Origin of the sequence: Mucilaginibacter yixingensis, assembly GCF_041080815.1 — a bacterium.
GTDB lineage: Bacteria > Bacteroidota > Bacteroidia > Sphingobacteriales > Sphingobacteriaceae > Mucilaginibacter > Mucilaginibacter yixingensis.
Genome location: NZ_CP160205.1, coordinates 2,965,288 through 2,980,023, shown reverse-complemented (window position 1 = coordinate 2,980,023; position 14,736 = coordinate 2,965,288). Strand labels below are relative to the sequence as shown.

The window sequence follows — 14,736 nt, the reverse complement described above, 5'->3', positions numbered from 1 at the left end:
AAGTGAGAGAATTTATTGATTGCCAGAACTGAGCATTCAAAAGGTCATTAATTCTTTTAACGGGATATCTAGCCCTTTAGCTAATTCCAGCAAAGTAAAAAAGCTCATGTTGATCTCGCCATTTTCGTATCGTCTGATATCACTTGCATCGATCTCGCATCTCTGTGCCATTTTGCGAAAAGATAGATCCTGTCTTTTTCTCAAGGCTTCGAGGTGCTTCCCCAATAAGATCAATTGCTGCTTCCTTGTTTCTTCAGACATTCCCCGCTAAAAGCCGGGAATTTCAAAAAAATGAAATACAAAAGTGTGGGGTTTTAGTCCCACACTTTTGTATTTTTGTTATGCACAGATAAAAATCATTATTGTTTTTAGCATATTTGTCCATCATCATCCATTATTATCCATCTCAATAGGTAATGAACCAGCAAGAAAGGAATTATTTAAGTTCTTCTCGAGGTAAAGTTGTATGGAACAAGAAGCGACTGTTTTATGTAATAGCGCTAATTTTTTTATGGATCTTGCTTTGGCTTTCCAGTCATTGGTTACATCTTAAGGCGCACAAATAGCGGTGGTATCGTCTCTGATATTTGATCAATTAGAGCTTATGGTTGTATTCTGTTGGCTTTGATCTTTCCAGTTTTATGTGAATTATTCACATTTAGAAGCTAAATCAAATCAAACAGTTTTCTTTTATTTAGAAGCCCCTGGCCGAGAATCGGCGGGCGATTTAGATATGTTGCTATACTCCTTGAAAAAAAGATCGAAAGTATTACGCGTGATTTCGGAGTCATCATTTTTTATAAATAGCTCACCTTGTTTGTTTATAATAGATTTTGATGGCAATGATTGAACAGCTAATTGAGACTGCAATTTGCTTAACTGGTTATCATAAAATACAGGAAAATGAATGCCCAATCGTTTAACTGTTTTCTTGACATCCCCAATATTGCCTTTCTCACTGAAATCCACATTTATAGATAGAAAAAGTATATCTTCCTGGTCGGCATATTTCTTATATAATTTATTTAACTCCGGCATTTCTTCTAAGCAAGGGACGCAATGTGTTGACCATACATCTACCAGAAAAAATTTAGCTTTCTTTAAACGTTCAGGAGTTACCTGATTCGCTAAGAACTTCCAATGGAGAGGCAACTTGATCTTTCTTCCGTTTTTTCGAAAGCTGTTTCCCTGTTGAGCTAAAATATTATTGTAGATCGCTTCGCCATTCTCTGGATCAGTTTCTTGGTACAACTTACGAAGGCTATTTCGATTTACTATATCTGGTGTGGTGTTTAATAGTAATGCATTTAAAATAGTAATACTTTTTTCCCTAAGCCCTGTGGCATTGTAAGATTCGACAAGAGGTTTTGTCATACCCCAAACTCGTCTGCGAGAATAACGGTGATTATTCAAACCTTCGAGCAAAAATTTTGCAGACTTATCCAAGTCATTTTGGTAGAATTGATATCTAGCATTAATATCATAATAAAACTCATCTTGAGTGTCTAAAACACTTTTTGCATAGTTTGAGATCGCTGTATCTGGGAGTGCAACAAATTGCCGCAGCAGTTCGTCATATTTGTTGTATAGTTCATAGCATTTGTAAAATGTTTCTCTATCTGTCTCAGGTTTAGTGCCCAACGTTATTGTATTTCCTAATGATCCTGAGTGGATCAGCTCTAATTTTGATAAAGTGGGTTTTGACTTAATGGTTTCATAGTCGCGCTGTAATGCGGGAACCATATAATATTTGGTGAGGTGACTTAAGCAATTATCAGGGAGAGACATTGTTTGAGCAACTTCCATCATGTTTCTCAAATAAACGTAAGCATCTAATTGATTAAATTGTTCAGGAGTGTAATCGCTTCTATAATCTTTGTAATACTTACTTGACTCTTTTGCCCATGTTGCTTCTAATATGTGGCATACACTGTCAACTGTGCTGGTATTTTTCAGAGATAATCCTCCTGGTGTAAGTTTTAGCTGCGGGATGGTTACTTTTTCATCAAAGAAGGTATTTTGAAGCAAGCTCCGGTTAGGGCGTTGAGCCTGCGACATAATTGGGCATACTAAGAAGATCAAGAAAAAAAGCTTGACGGTTTTGTTGAGCATTGCGGAGTAGGTTTAATTTACAGTTGTAATATTTGCAACCGGCTGAGTAAGACATTTCATCCAAAGGAACCTCCGGCTCCACAAAATTACTTACCGTAAGTTGAACGTATGTTTGGCTTACGGTTTTTTTGTTAAAGGAAATTAGTCTTTAGAAAAAGAATAGATATCTCCGCTATCTCCTTTGCATTTGCGAAAAAAATCTTTTGGTATACCTTTCTTAAAATCAATAATAGTTATCAGGTGGCTATCGCAATCAGGCTCTACATTATTAAAAATCAATTGATTGTTTTTAATATAATTAGGTAAGTCAGTAGATAATGTCAAATAATAATTTCCAACATAACGATTTTTATCAGTATAAATTAATATCCTGTTGGTTGCACGATGAGACAAGCCCCAAATCCAAATGGAAGTCATTACTTTATAGGTTTTCCATTTAGAAGTGTTAAGTTTTCCAAGGTATTTTAGATAGGTTGTAGTGCTGTCTTCAGTATTAAATTTATATACCTTTCCTATTTTATTTAAACGCAATACATGAAGCAGGATGTCATCTGATTTTTTTGTCTGTGCAGTCGACTTTAAAGAAGCTATTAAGAACATCAATAGAATAAGCTTTTTCATGACAATAAAGTTAATCATCAAGTATACAACTAATCACCGCTATTGCCAGATTTTTCCATTGCCGCAACCGCATCAAGCAAATCTTTGATCAACAGAAAAAAATCTTCATTTCTAAATGCTAGAGGCTGATTTGGCCTAACTCAATCCCCTCGCTTCCACAAAAGGAGATAACTAAACTTAGCTATCTCCTTTTTGTTTTATGTGTCTTTCTGTTAAAGAAATTCCAGGTTGGGCACCGTGTATTTTTAAGACAAGGAGCTGGGAATGCGCTTTAAAAGAGATAAATTTGCCGACTCTCCGGGGTTTTTAAAATATAAGATATGGCGTGGTTAGATAAGTTCAAATTAAAAAAAGGGTTGGTACAATCTTTAAATGAAGCAGGTTTCGTAGCTCCTAAAGAAATCCAACAAAAAACGTTGACGCGTATAAACGGCGGTCAAGACGTCATCGTAGTTGGCCCCGAAGGTTGCGGCAAAACCACCACCTATATATTAGCCACACTTAACAAGTTTAACTATACGCCCGATGGTGTGCCGAAAGTTTTGATACTGGCACCCGATAAAGAAAAGGTGGAGGAGATTATTGTTAAAATCGATCAGTTAAACAAAAATAAAACGCTATCTATTGTTCCCTTATTTGCTACCCCGGGCATAGAAGCCCAGATGGATGCCATGGCAGAGGGGGCCGATATTGTGGTTGCAACGCCAGACAGGGCGCGTGCCATCTACCTTAAACTTGGCCTGGATCTAAATAAAATAGAATTGCTGGTTATTGATGATGCTGAACTGATTGTTAAACAAGGGTTGCAACTACCCGTTACCGAACTGGTTAATAGCATGCCTAAATGCCAGCATCTTGTTTTTACCGAAGTATTGCATGAGCGTTTAAACAGAATGATACAGCCTTTTATGAAACAACCAGCCACTGTAGAGGTTGAGGAAATAGGGGAGCCGCTGTTTGATACGCATCCGCAGATATTATACTTGCTGCCTAACTTTGGCACCAAAGTGAACCTGTTGAACCTGTTTATGCAGGATGAAGACCTGTTTACCAAAGTGGTGCTGTTTGTTAACACCCGCCCAACGGCCGAGAAACTGTACAAAGACTTACAACACCAGCGATGTACAGTTGCTTTGTTAAACCCGTGGTTTTTTGAGATGGATGGCTTTACATCTCTGCAGGAGTTTAAAGACGCCGCTACACGTGTGCTGATTGTGGTTAATGATGGAGAAGAGAAACTGGATCTGAATGGTATCCCATTCTTGATTCACTTTGAATTACCGGTAGAAAAAGAAACCTATATCGACCGGATGATTATTACATCGCCGGATGTTGAAAATGAAATTATGGCCATTACGTTCGCCTCGGATCTTGAACTAACCGCGGTTAAAAAAATTGAGCAGGCCACCGGTCAAAAAATCCCGTTGGGAGAATTGCCGGAAGATTTAATTGTTGAAAAAGAACGCACATCTGCTGGTTTGGGTGAGAAGAAGGCTGCCAAAGCAAAAGCAAACGATGATGCTCCCGGAGCTGCATTTCATGAAAAGAAAGCCAGCAATTCCAAGACCTATAATTATGGGGGCGGGGTAAAAGCTAAAATGAATAATAAGAAAAACCATTAACGGGCTATCGCAGCCACACAAAATAAAAAAACCTTTAGTCTTTAGACTGAGGGTTTTTTGTTGGATTGAGAACCGATCTTATTGCTTCCAAAGACGAGGCTTTAGTTTTTTATTGTCTGGATAAAATATCTCAATTTGTTTATGGCGATGAGGATCAACATATATATAGTTTTTTTCGTTATATGCTTTTGACAATGACTCGCTATACTCACAATTATCGGTAACAGGAAACACGTAAAAAGGGTGATAAGTTCCAATCATGCCGCCCTTTACTGATTTATAAACTTCACCATATTGTGAATATATAAAGCATAACCTGCCGTTATTTTCAAGATCAATAAGCCCGGTTGGCATTTCAACATCTACACTGATGGCCCCAATGCTCTCGTCAGAACCATGGTCGAAAACCATTTTAATGTTGTTGTTTTCAATGTTTATTATTGAAAACTCCCCGCTATATCCAGCCCCGTCCGTGCCGGCAGACATAATTAGCACTGTATGTAAATTGGTTTTCTGTATAAATATGTTTTTTGATTTTACAAGGTTCTTGTTAGAAGTCAATAACTCTTTCTGTATGTCGGCCCATTGATCTTTTGCTTTAAAGATTGCTTTTTTAGCACCAGACATCGAAATAGAAATTCGGTTAAACGATGTTTTATCCGATAATGATGAACTCAAAATTATAGTATCAACTATATCATCATTATTAAGATCAATATGAAATGTTTTGAAGTTGCTATAAGCCTTTTTCTTTTTGCTTGTTTGCGCGATAGCCCCGATAGAAATTATTAATAGAGTGATAAGAATAAGATTTTTCATGATGATAAAATTAAGCAGGAATAAGCTTAAGTGATTAGTTTTAGAGCAAAAGAAACACTGGTAAATCCAACAAAAAAGCGCCGGCAGAATCCTGCCGGCGCTTTCTTTGTTATTGCAAAACTATTAAGCGTGTGCCTCTTTTTGCTTGCCGTTTTCTACTTCCACTCGTCCCGGGTAAACCTTTAAACCTTCCTCCAGACATTTCATGGCGGCGTTCAGATCGTCAGGGTTAATTACGTAGGCCATGCGCACCTCGTTGATACCCGCGCCGGGCGTGCTGTAAAAGCCGGTTGCCGGAGCAAACATTACCGTGGCATTGTTATAAGTAAAGCTTTCCAGCATCCACTGGCAAAATTTGTCAGAGTCGTCAATTGGTAAACGGGCACAAACATAGAATGCACCACCCGGGTTAGGGCAGTAAACGCCGTCTATTTTGTTCAGCGCGTTCACCAACACATCACGACGATGGGTGTACTCTTTGGTTACGGCTTCGAAATAGCTATCGGGCGTATCAATAGCAGCTTCGCCGGCAATTTGCTCCACCATACCAGCGCTCAGGCGGGCCTGCGCAAATTTGAGGGCGGTAGCCCAAACCTCTTTGTTTTTGGTGATGATACAACCCAGACGCGCGCCGCAAGCGCTGTAACGTTTGCTCACGGTATCCAGGATGATCACGTTATCGTCAATCCCGTCCAGGTGCATAGGCGAGGTAAACTCGCGCCCGTCATAACAAAACTCGCGGTATGCCTCATCTGCAAAAAGATACAGATCGTGCTTTAAAATCAGATCTTTCAGTGCCTCCATTTCCTCTTTTGAGTACAAGTACCCGGTAGGATTATTCGGACTGCAGATCATAATGCCCCTGGTTTTCGGCGTAATCAGCTTTTCAAATTCGCTGATAGGGGGCAGGGCAAAGCCATTGTCAATGTATGACAGGATAGGTTTTACCACGGCGTCTGCCTGGCAGGCAAAGCCGTTATAGTTAGCGTAAAATGGCTCAGGGATGATGATCTCATCACCCGGGTCAAGGCAGGTCATTAAAGCAATATTAATGGCTTCAGAGCCGCCGGTAGTAACAATAATGTTTTCTGTATTGATGTTATAACCAGCTCTGTTATAGTAGCTAACTAGTTTTTTTCGGTATGAAAGGGTGCCTTCTGAAGGCGTGTAAGCCCAAACTTTAAAATCAATGCCTTTAATGGCGTTAATCATGCCTTCGGGAGTCTCAATATCGGGTTGACCGATGTTTAAGTGATACACTTTTTTACCGTCCAGTTTGGCTTTATCGGCAAAAGGAGTAAGCTTCCTAATTGGTGATGCAGGCATTCGCTGCCCTTTATCTGAAATATTTGGCATGTGCAAAGGTAAATAAAATCGCAAATATGCTGTAAAATAACAAAAGCGCCGGAGGAAATTTTCCGCCGGCGCCTTCAGTTGTAGTTTTTAAATTTCTTTATTTAGTTCCTGTTGATGACGGGGCGGGGGTAACTTCACCTACTATGCTAATCACTTTTGTTGGAGTGGCCGCATTGGAGGTGATGGTAATGGCCTTATTAAATGGTGCCACAACCGCCGCATTGTAAGTAATCTTAATAGTACCTGTTTCGCCTTTTTTTACCGGAGTTTTGGTGAAATCAGCAATCGTACAACCGCACTGTGGCTGCACCTGGGTAACAATTAGAGGCTCCTGGCCCACGTTGGTGTAGCTAAAGATAGTGGTAACTGGTTTACCCTGAGGTATTTTACCAAAATCATGCTTCTCCTCGTTAAATTTAAATTCAGGCTTGGTGTTATCTTGTGCAGAGGCAGATAATGCAAAACCAAACACTACTGCACATAATATGATCAACTTTTTCATAATTCGTATGTTGTTTGACAAATATATATGATTAATTCAAATCAAAAAATATACTCTAATTAAAACAACGGTTAAATAACACAATTGTTATTTATGCGGTTTACAGAATAGAATTTCCTATTTTTACCGCGTCAACAAAATATTATATGCCTGAAACCACAATGCATGCTACTAACATATTTGATGCAGGCGAACTAAGCTTTGATGAGTTCAGAAAAATCGTTATAAACGATTATCGTATTGGTTATGAGAGCCGTGCGGCCAGTATACTGGGCCGCCGAGAGGTACTGACGGGTAAAGCCAAGTTCGGTATTTTTGGCGACGGAAAAGAGGTTGCCCAGTTGGCTATGGCCAAAGCTTTTCGTAAGGGCGACTGGCGCGCGGGTTATTACCGCGACCAGACTTTTATGTTTGCAACCGGCATGAGCAACCTCAAAGAGTTTTTTGCTCAGTTGTACGCGCATCCAGATCCAGCTAAAGATCCTGCATCGGCTGGCCGGCAGATGAATTGCCACTATGCTACGCGCTTTATAGATGCCAGCGGCAATTGGGTGAACCAGGCAGAGACGATGAACTGCTCTTCGGATATTTCTACAACCGGTGGGCACATGCCGCGCTTGCTGGGTTTGGCTTATGCTTCTAAATTATATCGCCAAAATCCGGAGCTGGCTTATTTAAAACAGTTCTCGGTAAGTGGTAACGAGGTGGCCTTTGGTTCAATTGGCAACGGTGCAACATCCGAAGGTTTATTTTTTGAAACATTTAATGCCGGCGGCGTTTTGCAGGTGCCTATGGCTATATCTATATGGGATGATGCTTATGCTATATCTGTCCCAGCCAGTCTGCAAACTACTAAAGAAGATATTTCTGAAGTGCTGAAAGGTTTTCAGCGCGAAGAAGGTACCAACGGCTACGAGATCTATAAAGTACGCGGTTGGGATTATGTGGCCCTTTGCGAAATCTACGAGCGCGCCATCAGCCTGTGCCGTGCCGAGCATGTGCCGGTGCTGATTCACGTTACCGAGATCACTCAACCCCAAGGGCACTCAACCTCGGGTTCTCATGAACGTTATAAGTCAAGAGAACGCCTGGACTGGGAAGCCGAGCACGATTGTTTGGTGCAAATGCGTAAGTGGATGATTGAGGCGGCCATCTCGTCAGACGAAGAATTGGACGAGTTGGAAGCTGCGGCTAAGCAAGTTGTACGCGAAGCACAGCGCCAGGCCTGGGCCGAATATCATACTCCAATTATTAGTGAGTTAGAGCATGCCGCAGGTTTAATTGATGATCTGGCTACGCAATCTGATAAAAGCTATGAACTGCGCGAACTGCGCGACGAGATAAAGAAAGCCGTAGAACCCGGCCGTGCCGAGGTAGTATCTGCTATACGTAAAGTGTTGCGTTTAACCGTTGGCGATAACAGCGCCGCCCGTCAGGCTATCCAGACGTGGCTGGGGCAGCAAAAAGAGCTGAATAACGAGCGTTATAATACAAGGTTGTTTACCAACACGCCGTTCTCGCCACTGCATGTGCCGGTTGTTGCCGCGCAATACAGTGACGACGCCCGCTTGATTGACGGCAGAGAGATCTTGAATGCTTGTTTCGACGCCAACTTTGAGCGGGATAAAAGCATCGTTGCCTTCGGCGAGGATGTGGGTGCTATTGGCGACGTAAACCAGGGTTTTGCCGGCTTGCAAGCCAAATACGGCGATCTGCGTATTACCGATACCGGTATCCGCGAATCTACTATTATAGGACAGGGGATGGGCTTGGCTATGCGTGGTCTACGCCCGATTGCCGAAATTCAATATATTGATTACCTGATCTATGCTATAACCGTTTTAAGTGATGATCTGGCAAGCCTGAGCTACCGCACCTTTGGCGGACAAAAAGCGCCGGTAATTATCCGCTCACGCGGACACCGTTTGGAGGGCATCTGGCATTCAGGCTCGCCAATGGGGACGATATTAAATACCATGCGCGGTTTGCACCTGTGCGTGCCACGTAACATGACCCAGGCCGCCGGTATGTACAATACCCTGCTACGGGGCGATGAACCTGCCGTAGTGGTAGAAAGTTTGAACGGTTATCGCCTTAAAGAAAAGTTACCGGCCAACGTTGGCGATTTTACCGTTCCGCTAGGCGTGGCAGAGATAATGAAAGAGGGTACCGACATGACCATCGTATCTTATGGCTCAACCTTGCGCATCGTACTGGAAGCCGCTAAAGAGCTGGAAGGCATGGGCATCAATGTAGAGGTAATTGACCCGCAAACGCTGTATCCTTTTGATAAAGAGCAGGCTTGTCGTAAATCATTAGAAAAAACCAGCAAGCTGCTGGTAATTGATGAGGATATCCCAGGTGGTGGCTCGGCTTATATCTTGCAGCAAATTCTGGAAGGTCAAAAAGGCTATTACCTGTTAGATAGCGCTCCGCATACACTGTGTGCCAAAGAGCATCGCCCGCCATATGGCTCAGATGGCGATTACTTCAGCAAGCCATCGCAGGATGATGTAGTTGAAGCCGTTTATGCTATGATGCATGAAGCTAACCCGGGTAAATATCCGGCTATATATTAAAACTACAGATGATATTGGAAATATATCAGAAGGCGCGCTTTTTTTAGCGGCGCCTTTTTGATTTTTAGTAAAAGCGATTTTCGGGCTTAGGCTAAATTGCCTAATTTGCGCCCAAATAAAAACACGATAAAACTTTTCCGACTTTCGGTCTTTTCTGACTTTCGGACTACCAAAACAACTTATGGATAGCAACACATTCTCAACAGTAGCAAACGTTATTAAAACCCGTCGTACTATAAAACCGGCCATGATGAATGGCCAGAAAATACCTAATGGCCATGTAGCTGCCCTGCTAGAGCTTGCCGACTGGGCGCCAACCCACGGCTTAACCGAGCCATGGCGCTTTATTGTTTATGAAGACCCAGCGGTTTTCTGTAAAGAGCACGCTGAACTTTACCAACGCAGCAGCACGCCTGATACTTTTAACCCTGCCACTTTCAATAACCTGGGTGGCCTGGGTAACAATGCATCGCACGTAGTGCTGGCTATCATGAAGCGTGGCGATAAACCAAAAATCCCGCCTGTAGAAGAAGTTGCCGCTGCATCAGCCGCTATTCAGAACCTGTTGTTAGGCGCTACAGCCTTAAACATTGCATCATTCTGGAGCACTGGTGGTATGGCATTGCGCCCTGAAATGAAAGAATATCTGGAACTAGGTGAAGATGACCAGTTTATGGGAATTCTTTATTTAGGCTATGCTGATGAACTGCCAGAGGGTAGAAGAATCACCCCGATTGAAGATAAGGTTAAGTGGATTAATCAATAATCTTCTATTGGTTTAAATACTTTCGTTAAAGTGAATTTTGCTTTGCAATGATTTGTTTGTAATATTTTTAATTGTTACATTTGTGTATCAATTATTTCTGTTATAAACCTTCTTGCTAAGTTTTTAATAACCAAGTTTACTTTAACGAAAGTATGAGAAAACATTTTTTGGGGTCTTTCTGCGCCCTTTTTACGCTAACGGTTTGTGTAATGAGCCTGAGTTTTGCAAGTGTAAAGAGCGACAGTACAGCTATTAAAAGTACTACAGCTATTGCAAAATCTACAGAAACAGAAGAGTCATCGGCAAGATCATTGTTTAACAATTACATCGAAGACATTTATTCAAATGCCAATTTGGCCAGCAGTGGTTTAGACACTACGGTGTTTGAAAAAGCTATTACCGGTTATTATAACCTCAAAATTGCTAATCTGCTGCCGGCCGAAAGCACCGTTGTAACCATTGTTGATTTTAGCAAGCCCAGCACCACCAAACGTATGTGGATTGTTGATCTGGCAAAAAAGAAATTATTGTTAAATACCTGGGTAGCGCACGGACAAGGCAGCGGCGATAACGTGGCAAACGCTTTCTCTAACAACCCTGAGTCGCACCAAAGCAGCATTGGTTTTTATATTACCAATGAGGTTTATGACGGTAAGCATGGTCGTTCATTACGTTTAGATGGGATGGATGCCGGTTTTAACGATCAGGCCCGCAGCCGCGATATTGTGGTGCACGGTGCTGAATACGTAAACCAGAATACCATCGATCAGATGGGCCGTTTAGGTCGCAGTTTTGGCTGCCCGGCGGTATCAACAGAGGTTATTGGCCAGGTGATAGAAGATATCAAAAACAAAAATCTGCTGTTTATCAACGCAAACGAATCAGACTATAAGTCTAAATATCTTGATGAAGACCAGGCCGCCAAGTTTGCCTTCGGCGATAGTTCTTACAACCTGGTAAAAGACATGTTAGGTAACTGAAACAAAAAACTAATAACTTGAAAAGCAGTCCTGAAAAGTGACGGCTTTTTTGTGAACCAGGATTTTTTGTGAATTGTTTTTTATTGGGTACTCAAGAAGGCTTCGCCGTTTAACCGATTTATTGGATTGACAGGATGCCCGGACGTCATGCTGAACTTGTTTCAGCACCCCATACGCTGAGCATTAACTTTACCTGTCCTGTGGGATCCTGAAACAAGTTCAGGACGACCTATTGATAATCATCCTCAATCCAATAAATCCGTTAAATCCCGGTTCAAACTTTTTTTCCTTACTTTCACACTGCAAAACCAACAAACCATGGAATTTGGACGTGTAGAACCACAATTGCTGGCTCAAATAGATTTCTCGCTTCCGCCTGATTCGGAAGAAAACATAAAAATGCTTAATGCCGCTAAAGCCGGCGGACCGGTACAGGTGCATGTAGGTTGCGCCAAATGGGGGCGTAAGGAGTGGGTAGGCAAAATCTATCCGCCTAAAACTAAAGATGCCAACTTTTTGGACGAGTATGTTAAGCACTTCGATTGCATTGAACTGAACGCCACCTTTTACCAGGTTTACGGCCCGGCTACTATTGCTAAGTGGAAAGAGAAGGCTGATGTAACGCCCGGTTTTAAATTTTGTCCCAAGTTTTCGCAAAGCATTAGTCACATCCGCAGGCTGAAGAATGCCGAAGATATTACCACGCAGTTTTATGAGGGAGTGATGGCCTTCGGCGATAAACTCGGCCCGCTGTTTTTGCAGCTGAGCGATAATTTTACGCCGAAAAGCTTCCCGGAATTGAAAGCCTATCTGGAACATCTGCCTAAAGATGTCCCTGTGTTTGTAGAGGTGCGCCATAAAGAATGGTTTGCCAATGCCGAGGTAAAACAACAACTGTTTGGAATGCTGCGCGAACTAAACATGGGCGCTGTAATTACCGACGCTGCCGGCCGGCGCGATTGTGTGCATATGGAGTTGCCTACGCCGCACGCTTTTATTCGTTTTGTGGGTAACAGTCTGGATCAGACTGATTATAAACGTGTTGACGAGTGGGTGAGCCGCATTAAAACCTGGGCCGATATGGGCCTGCAATCGGTATGGTTTTTTATGCACCAGCATGATGAACGTTACTCGCCTGAGTTAGCCGATTATGTTGCTGATGAGCTGAATAAAGCCCTTGATACGCATCTGATGCGCCCTAAGTTTATCACTAAGGAGCAAACATTATTTTAATCCGGCTCTATATATTGCTGATAAATAAAAACTATTCACCATTCACTACTCACTATTCACTATTTTCGCACCATGAGCAAAATATGGCAGAAGACAGCCGGCGTTGATGCGCTGGTAGAGAATTTTACCGTTGGCCGCGACCGCGAGTTTGATGAACAGATGGCCGCTTTTGATGTGCTGGGATCGCTGGCGCATACACGTATGCTGGAGAGTATTGGCCTGATGAGTGCCGATGATCTGCAACTGGTACAGCAGGAACTGAAATCGATCTATAAAGATATTGAGCAAAATGGCTTCGTGATTGAGGATGGGGTAGAAGATGTGCACTCGCAAATTGAGCTGCTGCTCACCCGCCGCATTGGCGATGCCGGTAAAAAGATCCACAGCGGCCGCTCTCGTAACGACCAGGTTTTGGTGGATCTGAAACTATTCTTTCGCCACCAACTGCAGGAGACTGTTCAGCAAATAGATGAGCTGTTTCGTTTGCTGATTGAGTTGAGCAATAAACATAAAGATGTACTGTTGCCGGGCTATACGCACTTGCAGATAGCCATGCCATCATCATTTGGCTTGTGGTTTGGCGCTTATGCCGAAAGTTTGGCCGATGATATGGAGCTGATATTGGCAGCTTATAAAATCACCAATAAAAACCCATTGGGTTCTGCAGCGGGATATGGTTCATCATTCCCGTTGAACCGTACCATGACTACCCAACTGCTGGGCTTCGCCGCTTTGAACCATAACGTGGTTTACGCACAGATGGGCAGGGGTAAAACCGAGCGTATTATTGCGCAGGCGCTGTCGTCTGTTGCGGCTACGCTGGCCCGTATGGCTATGGATCAGTGTTTGTACCTGAGCCAGAATTTTGCTTTTGTAAGTTACCCGGAAAACCTTACCACAGGCAGCAGCATTATGCCGCATAAAAAGAACCCGGATGTTTGGGAGATAATGCGCGGGAAATGTAACCGCCTGCAAGCGTTACCGAACGACGTGGCTATGATGACCACTAACCTGCCATCAGGCTATCACCGCGAAATGCAGCTGTTGAAAGAACTGTTGTTCCCGGCTTTTGCTGAGCTGAATAACTGCCTGCACATGGCCAAGTTTATGCTGGAGCACATCGAGGTGAAAAACGATATCCTGAACGATCCTAAATACGCTTACCTGTTCAGCGTGGAAGAAGTGAATCGCCTGGCACTGGAAGGCGTGCCGTTCCGCGATGCTTATAAACAAGTGGGTATTGCTATTGAGCAAGGCAACTTTAACCCCGAGAAGAAAGTTAACCACACCCATGAGGGCAGCATCGGTAACCTGCATAACGCAGAGATCAGTGCTGCAATGAACGGTTTGCTAAGTCAGTTTAAGTTTGACGAGGTGGCAACCGCGGTAAAGGAACTGGTGAAGTAAGTCAATATGACGATCCTTCTGGATATGGACGGCGTTTTAATTACAGAACCGCCATGGAAAAAGGTTGAGATAGCTGACGATGGTTTTATTCAGTTTAATCCTAAGGCGGCTAAATGTCTTTCTGAAATATTATCTGTAACTAACGCCGCAATCGTTCTCACTACAACTCATCGTATTAATTTTTCATTGGATGAGTGGATGGAGATTTTTCGTAGAAGATCATTATTCCCTGCGTCTATTTCCAAGGTAAATGATGTGAAATCTGTAGCCGATATGGATGACCGATATACAGAAGTGCTTCAATGGGTGGAGAAATTCGGCGCGGTACAGAATTACGTAATTATTGATGATGATGCGTCGTTAAATAAACTTCCTGCTTATATCAAGAATAAGTGTGTGATCACCAAATCATTCATTGGAATTGATGAGCAAGCAAAACAAAGAGTGTTGGACATTTTGCTGTAATAATAAATGAACGGACAAAACCGTAAAGACATATATCCCGGACTAGAGGTTGATATTATCCTCAAAAAAGATCAACGCTCGGGCAACCTGACACGTGGTATAGTGAAAAATTTGCTCACTAGCGCGGCGTTCCATTCTCGCGGTATTAAAGTGCGCCTGGAGGATGGGCAGATTGGTCGCGTGGCCTGGATTGTGGAGGAAGAATAGCTTCATATAGATAGGCGGCAAATAGGTGATTGTGCTGAATTAAACCTAAATTAGGAGCCGGACAACC

General features: G+C 42.6%; 14 protein-coding genes. 8 read left to right on the top strand and 6 right to left on the bottom strand.

What is annotated here, in order from left to right:
- Positions 1-36 precede the first annotated feature (36 nt).
- The 3 genes from ABZR88_RS12125 to ABZR88_RS12115 all read right to left on the bottom strand — a co-directional run bounded on the left by ABZR88_RS12125 (position 37) and on the right by ABZR88_RS12115 (position 2,733).
- Positions 37-261, bottom strand: coding sequence for a helix-turn-helix domain-containing protein (locus ABZR88_RS12125; RefSeq protein ID WP_107830603.1), 225 nt, complete (start codon positions 259-261; stop codon positions 37-39).
- A 429-nt stretch (positions 262-690) separates the two neighbouring features.
- A complete protein-coding gene (locus ABZR88_RS12120; RefSeq protein WP_107830601.1) occupies positions 691-2,112 on the bottom strand; it encodes a TlpA disulfide reductase family protein in 1,422 nt (473 codons plus the stop codon).
- A 141-nt stretch (positions 2,113-2,253) separates the two neighbouring features.
- On the bottom strand, positions 2,254-2,733 hold the full coding sequence (locus ABZR88_RS12115) for a hypothetical protein (RefSeq protein ID WP_146166594.1): 480 nt from the start codon (positions 2,731-2,733) through the stop codon (positions 2,254-2,256).
- A 320-nt stretch (positions 2,734-3,053) separates the two neighbouring features.
- Between ABZR88_RS12115 and ABZR88_RS12110 the strand changes: the two genes are divergently transcribed.
- The gene (locus tag ABZR88_RS12110; RefSeq protein ID WP_107830597.1) at positions 3,054-4,355 is read left to right on the top strand and encodes a DEAD/DEAH box helicase; all 1,302 of its coding nucleotides are present in this window, start codon (positions 3,054-3,056) and stop codon (positions 4,353-4,355) included.
- 78 nt (positions 4,356-4,433) lie between these two features.
- Here ABZR88_RS12110 and ABZR88_RS12105 read toward each other — a convergent pair whose 3' ends face one another.
- The 3 genes from ABZR88_RS12105 to ABZR88_RS12095 all read right to left on the bottom strand — a co-directional run bounded on the left by ABZR88_RS12105 (position 4,434) and on the right by ABZR88_RS12095 (position 7,032).
- Positions 4,434-5,174, bottom strand: a complete 741-nt coding sequence (locus tag ABZR88_RS12105) for a hypothetical protein (RefSeq protein ID WP_107830595.1) — start codon at positions 5,172-5,174, stop codon at positions 4,434-4,436.
- Positions 5,175-5,297: 123 nt separating this feature from the next.
- Positions 5,298-6,530: a pyridoxal phosphate-dependent aminotransferase gene (locus tag ABZR88_RS12100; protein WP_107830593.1), complete on the bottom strand. Its 1,233-nt coding sequence runs from the start codon at positions 6,528-6,530 to the stop codon at positions 5,298-5,300.
- 97 nt (positions 6,531-6,627) lie between these two features.
- Positions 6,628-7,032: a DUF1573 domain-containing protein gene (locus tag ABZR88_RS12095; protein ID WP_107830591.1), complete on the bottom strand. Its 405-nt coding sequence runs from the start codon at positions 7,030-7,032 to the stop codon at positions 6,628-6,630.
- Between the two features lie 146 nt (positions 7,033-7,178).
- Between ABZR88_RS12095 and ABZR88_RS12090 the strand changes: the two genes are divergently transcribed.
- The 7 genes from ABZR88_RS12090 (at position 7,179) to ABZR88_RS12060 (ending at position 14,669) form a co-directional block, all read left to right on the top strand.
- Entirely contained in the window at positions 7,179-9,611 is a 2,433-nt protein-coding gene (locus ABZR88_RS12090) for a thiamine pyrophosphate-dependent enzyme (RefSeq protein ID WP_107830589.1), read from the top strand.
- A gap of 181 nt (positions 9,612-9,792) precedes the next feature.
- Entirely contained in the window at positions 9,793-10,377 is a 585-nt protein-coding gene (locus ABZR88_RS12085) for a nitroreductase (protein ID WP_107830587.1), read from the top strand.
- Positions 10,378-10,529: 152 nt separating this feature from the next.
- Positions 10,530-11,357: a murein L,D-transpeptidase catalytic domain family protein gene (locus ABZR88_RS12080; protein ID WP_107830585.1), complete on the top strand. Its 828-nt coding sequence runs from the start codon at positions 10,530-10,532 to the stop codon at positions 11,355-11,357.
- Positions 11,358-11,675: 318 nt separating this feature from the next.
- Positions 11,676-12,590 (top strand): DUF72 domain-containing protein, encoded by a 915-nt coding sequence (locus ABZR88_RS12075; protein ID WP_107830583.1) that lies wholly within the window; start codon positions 11,676-11,678, stop codon positions 12,588-12,590.
- Between the two features lie 72 nt (positions 12,591-12,662).
- Positions 12,663-13,997, top strand: a complete 1,335-nt coding sequence (argH, locus tag ABZR88_RS12070; RefSeq protein ID WP_107830581.1) for an argininosuccinate lyase — start codon at positions 12,663-12,665, stop codon at positions 13,995-13,997.
- Positions 13,998-14,003: 6 nt separating this feature from the next.
- A complete protein-coding gene (locus ABZR88_RS12065; RefSeq protein WP_170113668.1) occupies positions 14,004-14,462 on the top strand; it encodes an HAD domain-containing protein in 459 nt (152 codons plus the stop codon).
- 6 nt (positions 14,463-14,468) lie between these two features.
- Complete coding sequence (locus ABZR88_RS12060; RefSeq protein ID WP_107830577.1) at positions 14,469-14,669, top strand: YwbE family protein; 201 nt, start codon at positions 14,469-14,471, stop codon at positions 14,667-14,669.
- Positions 14,670-14,736 lie beyond the last annotated feature (67 nt).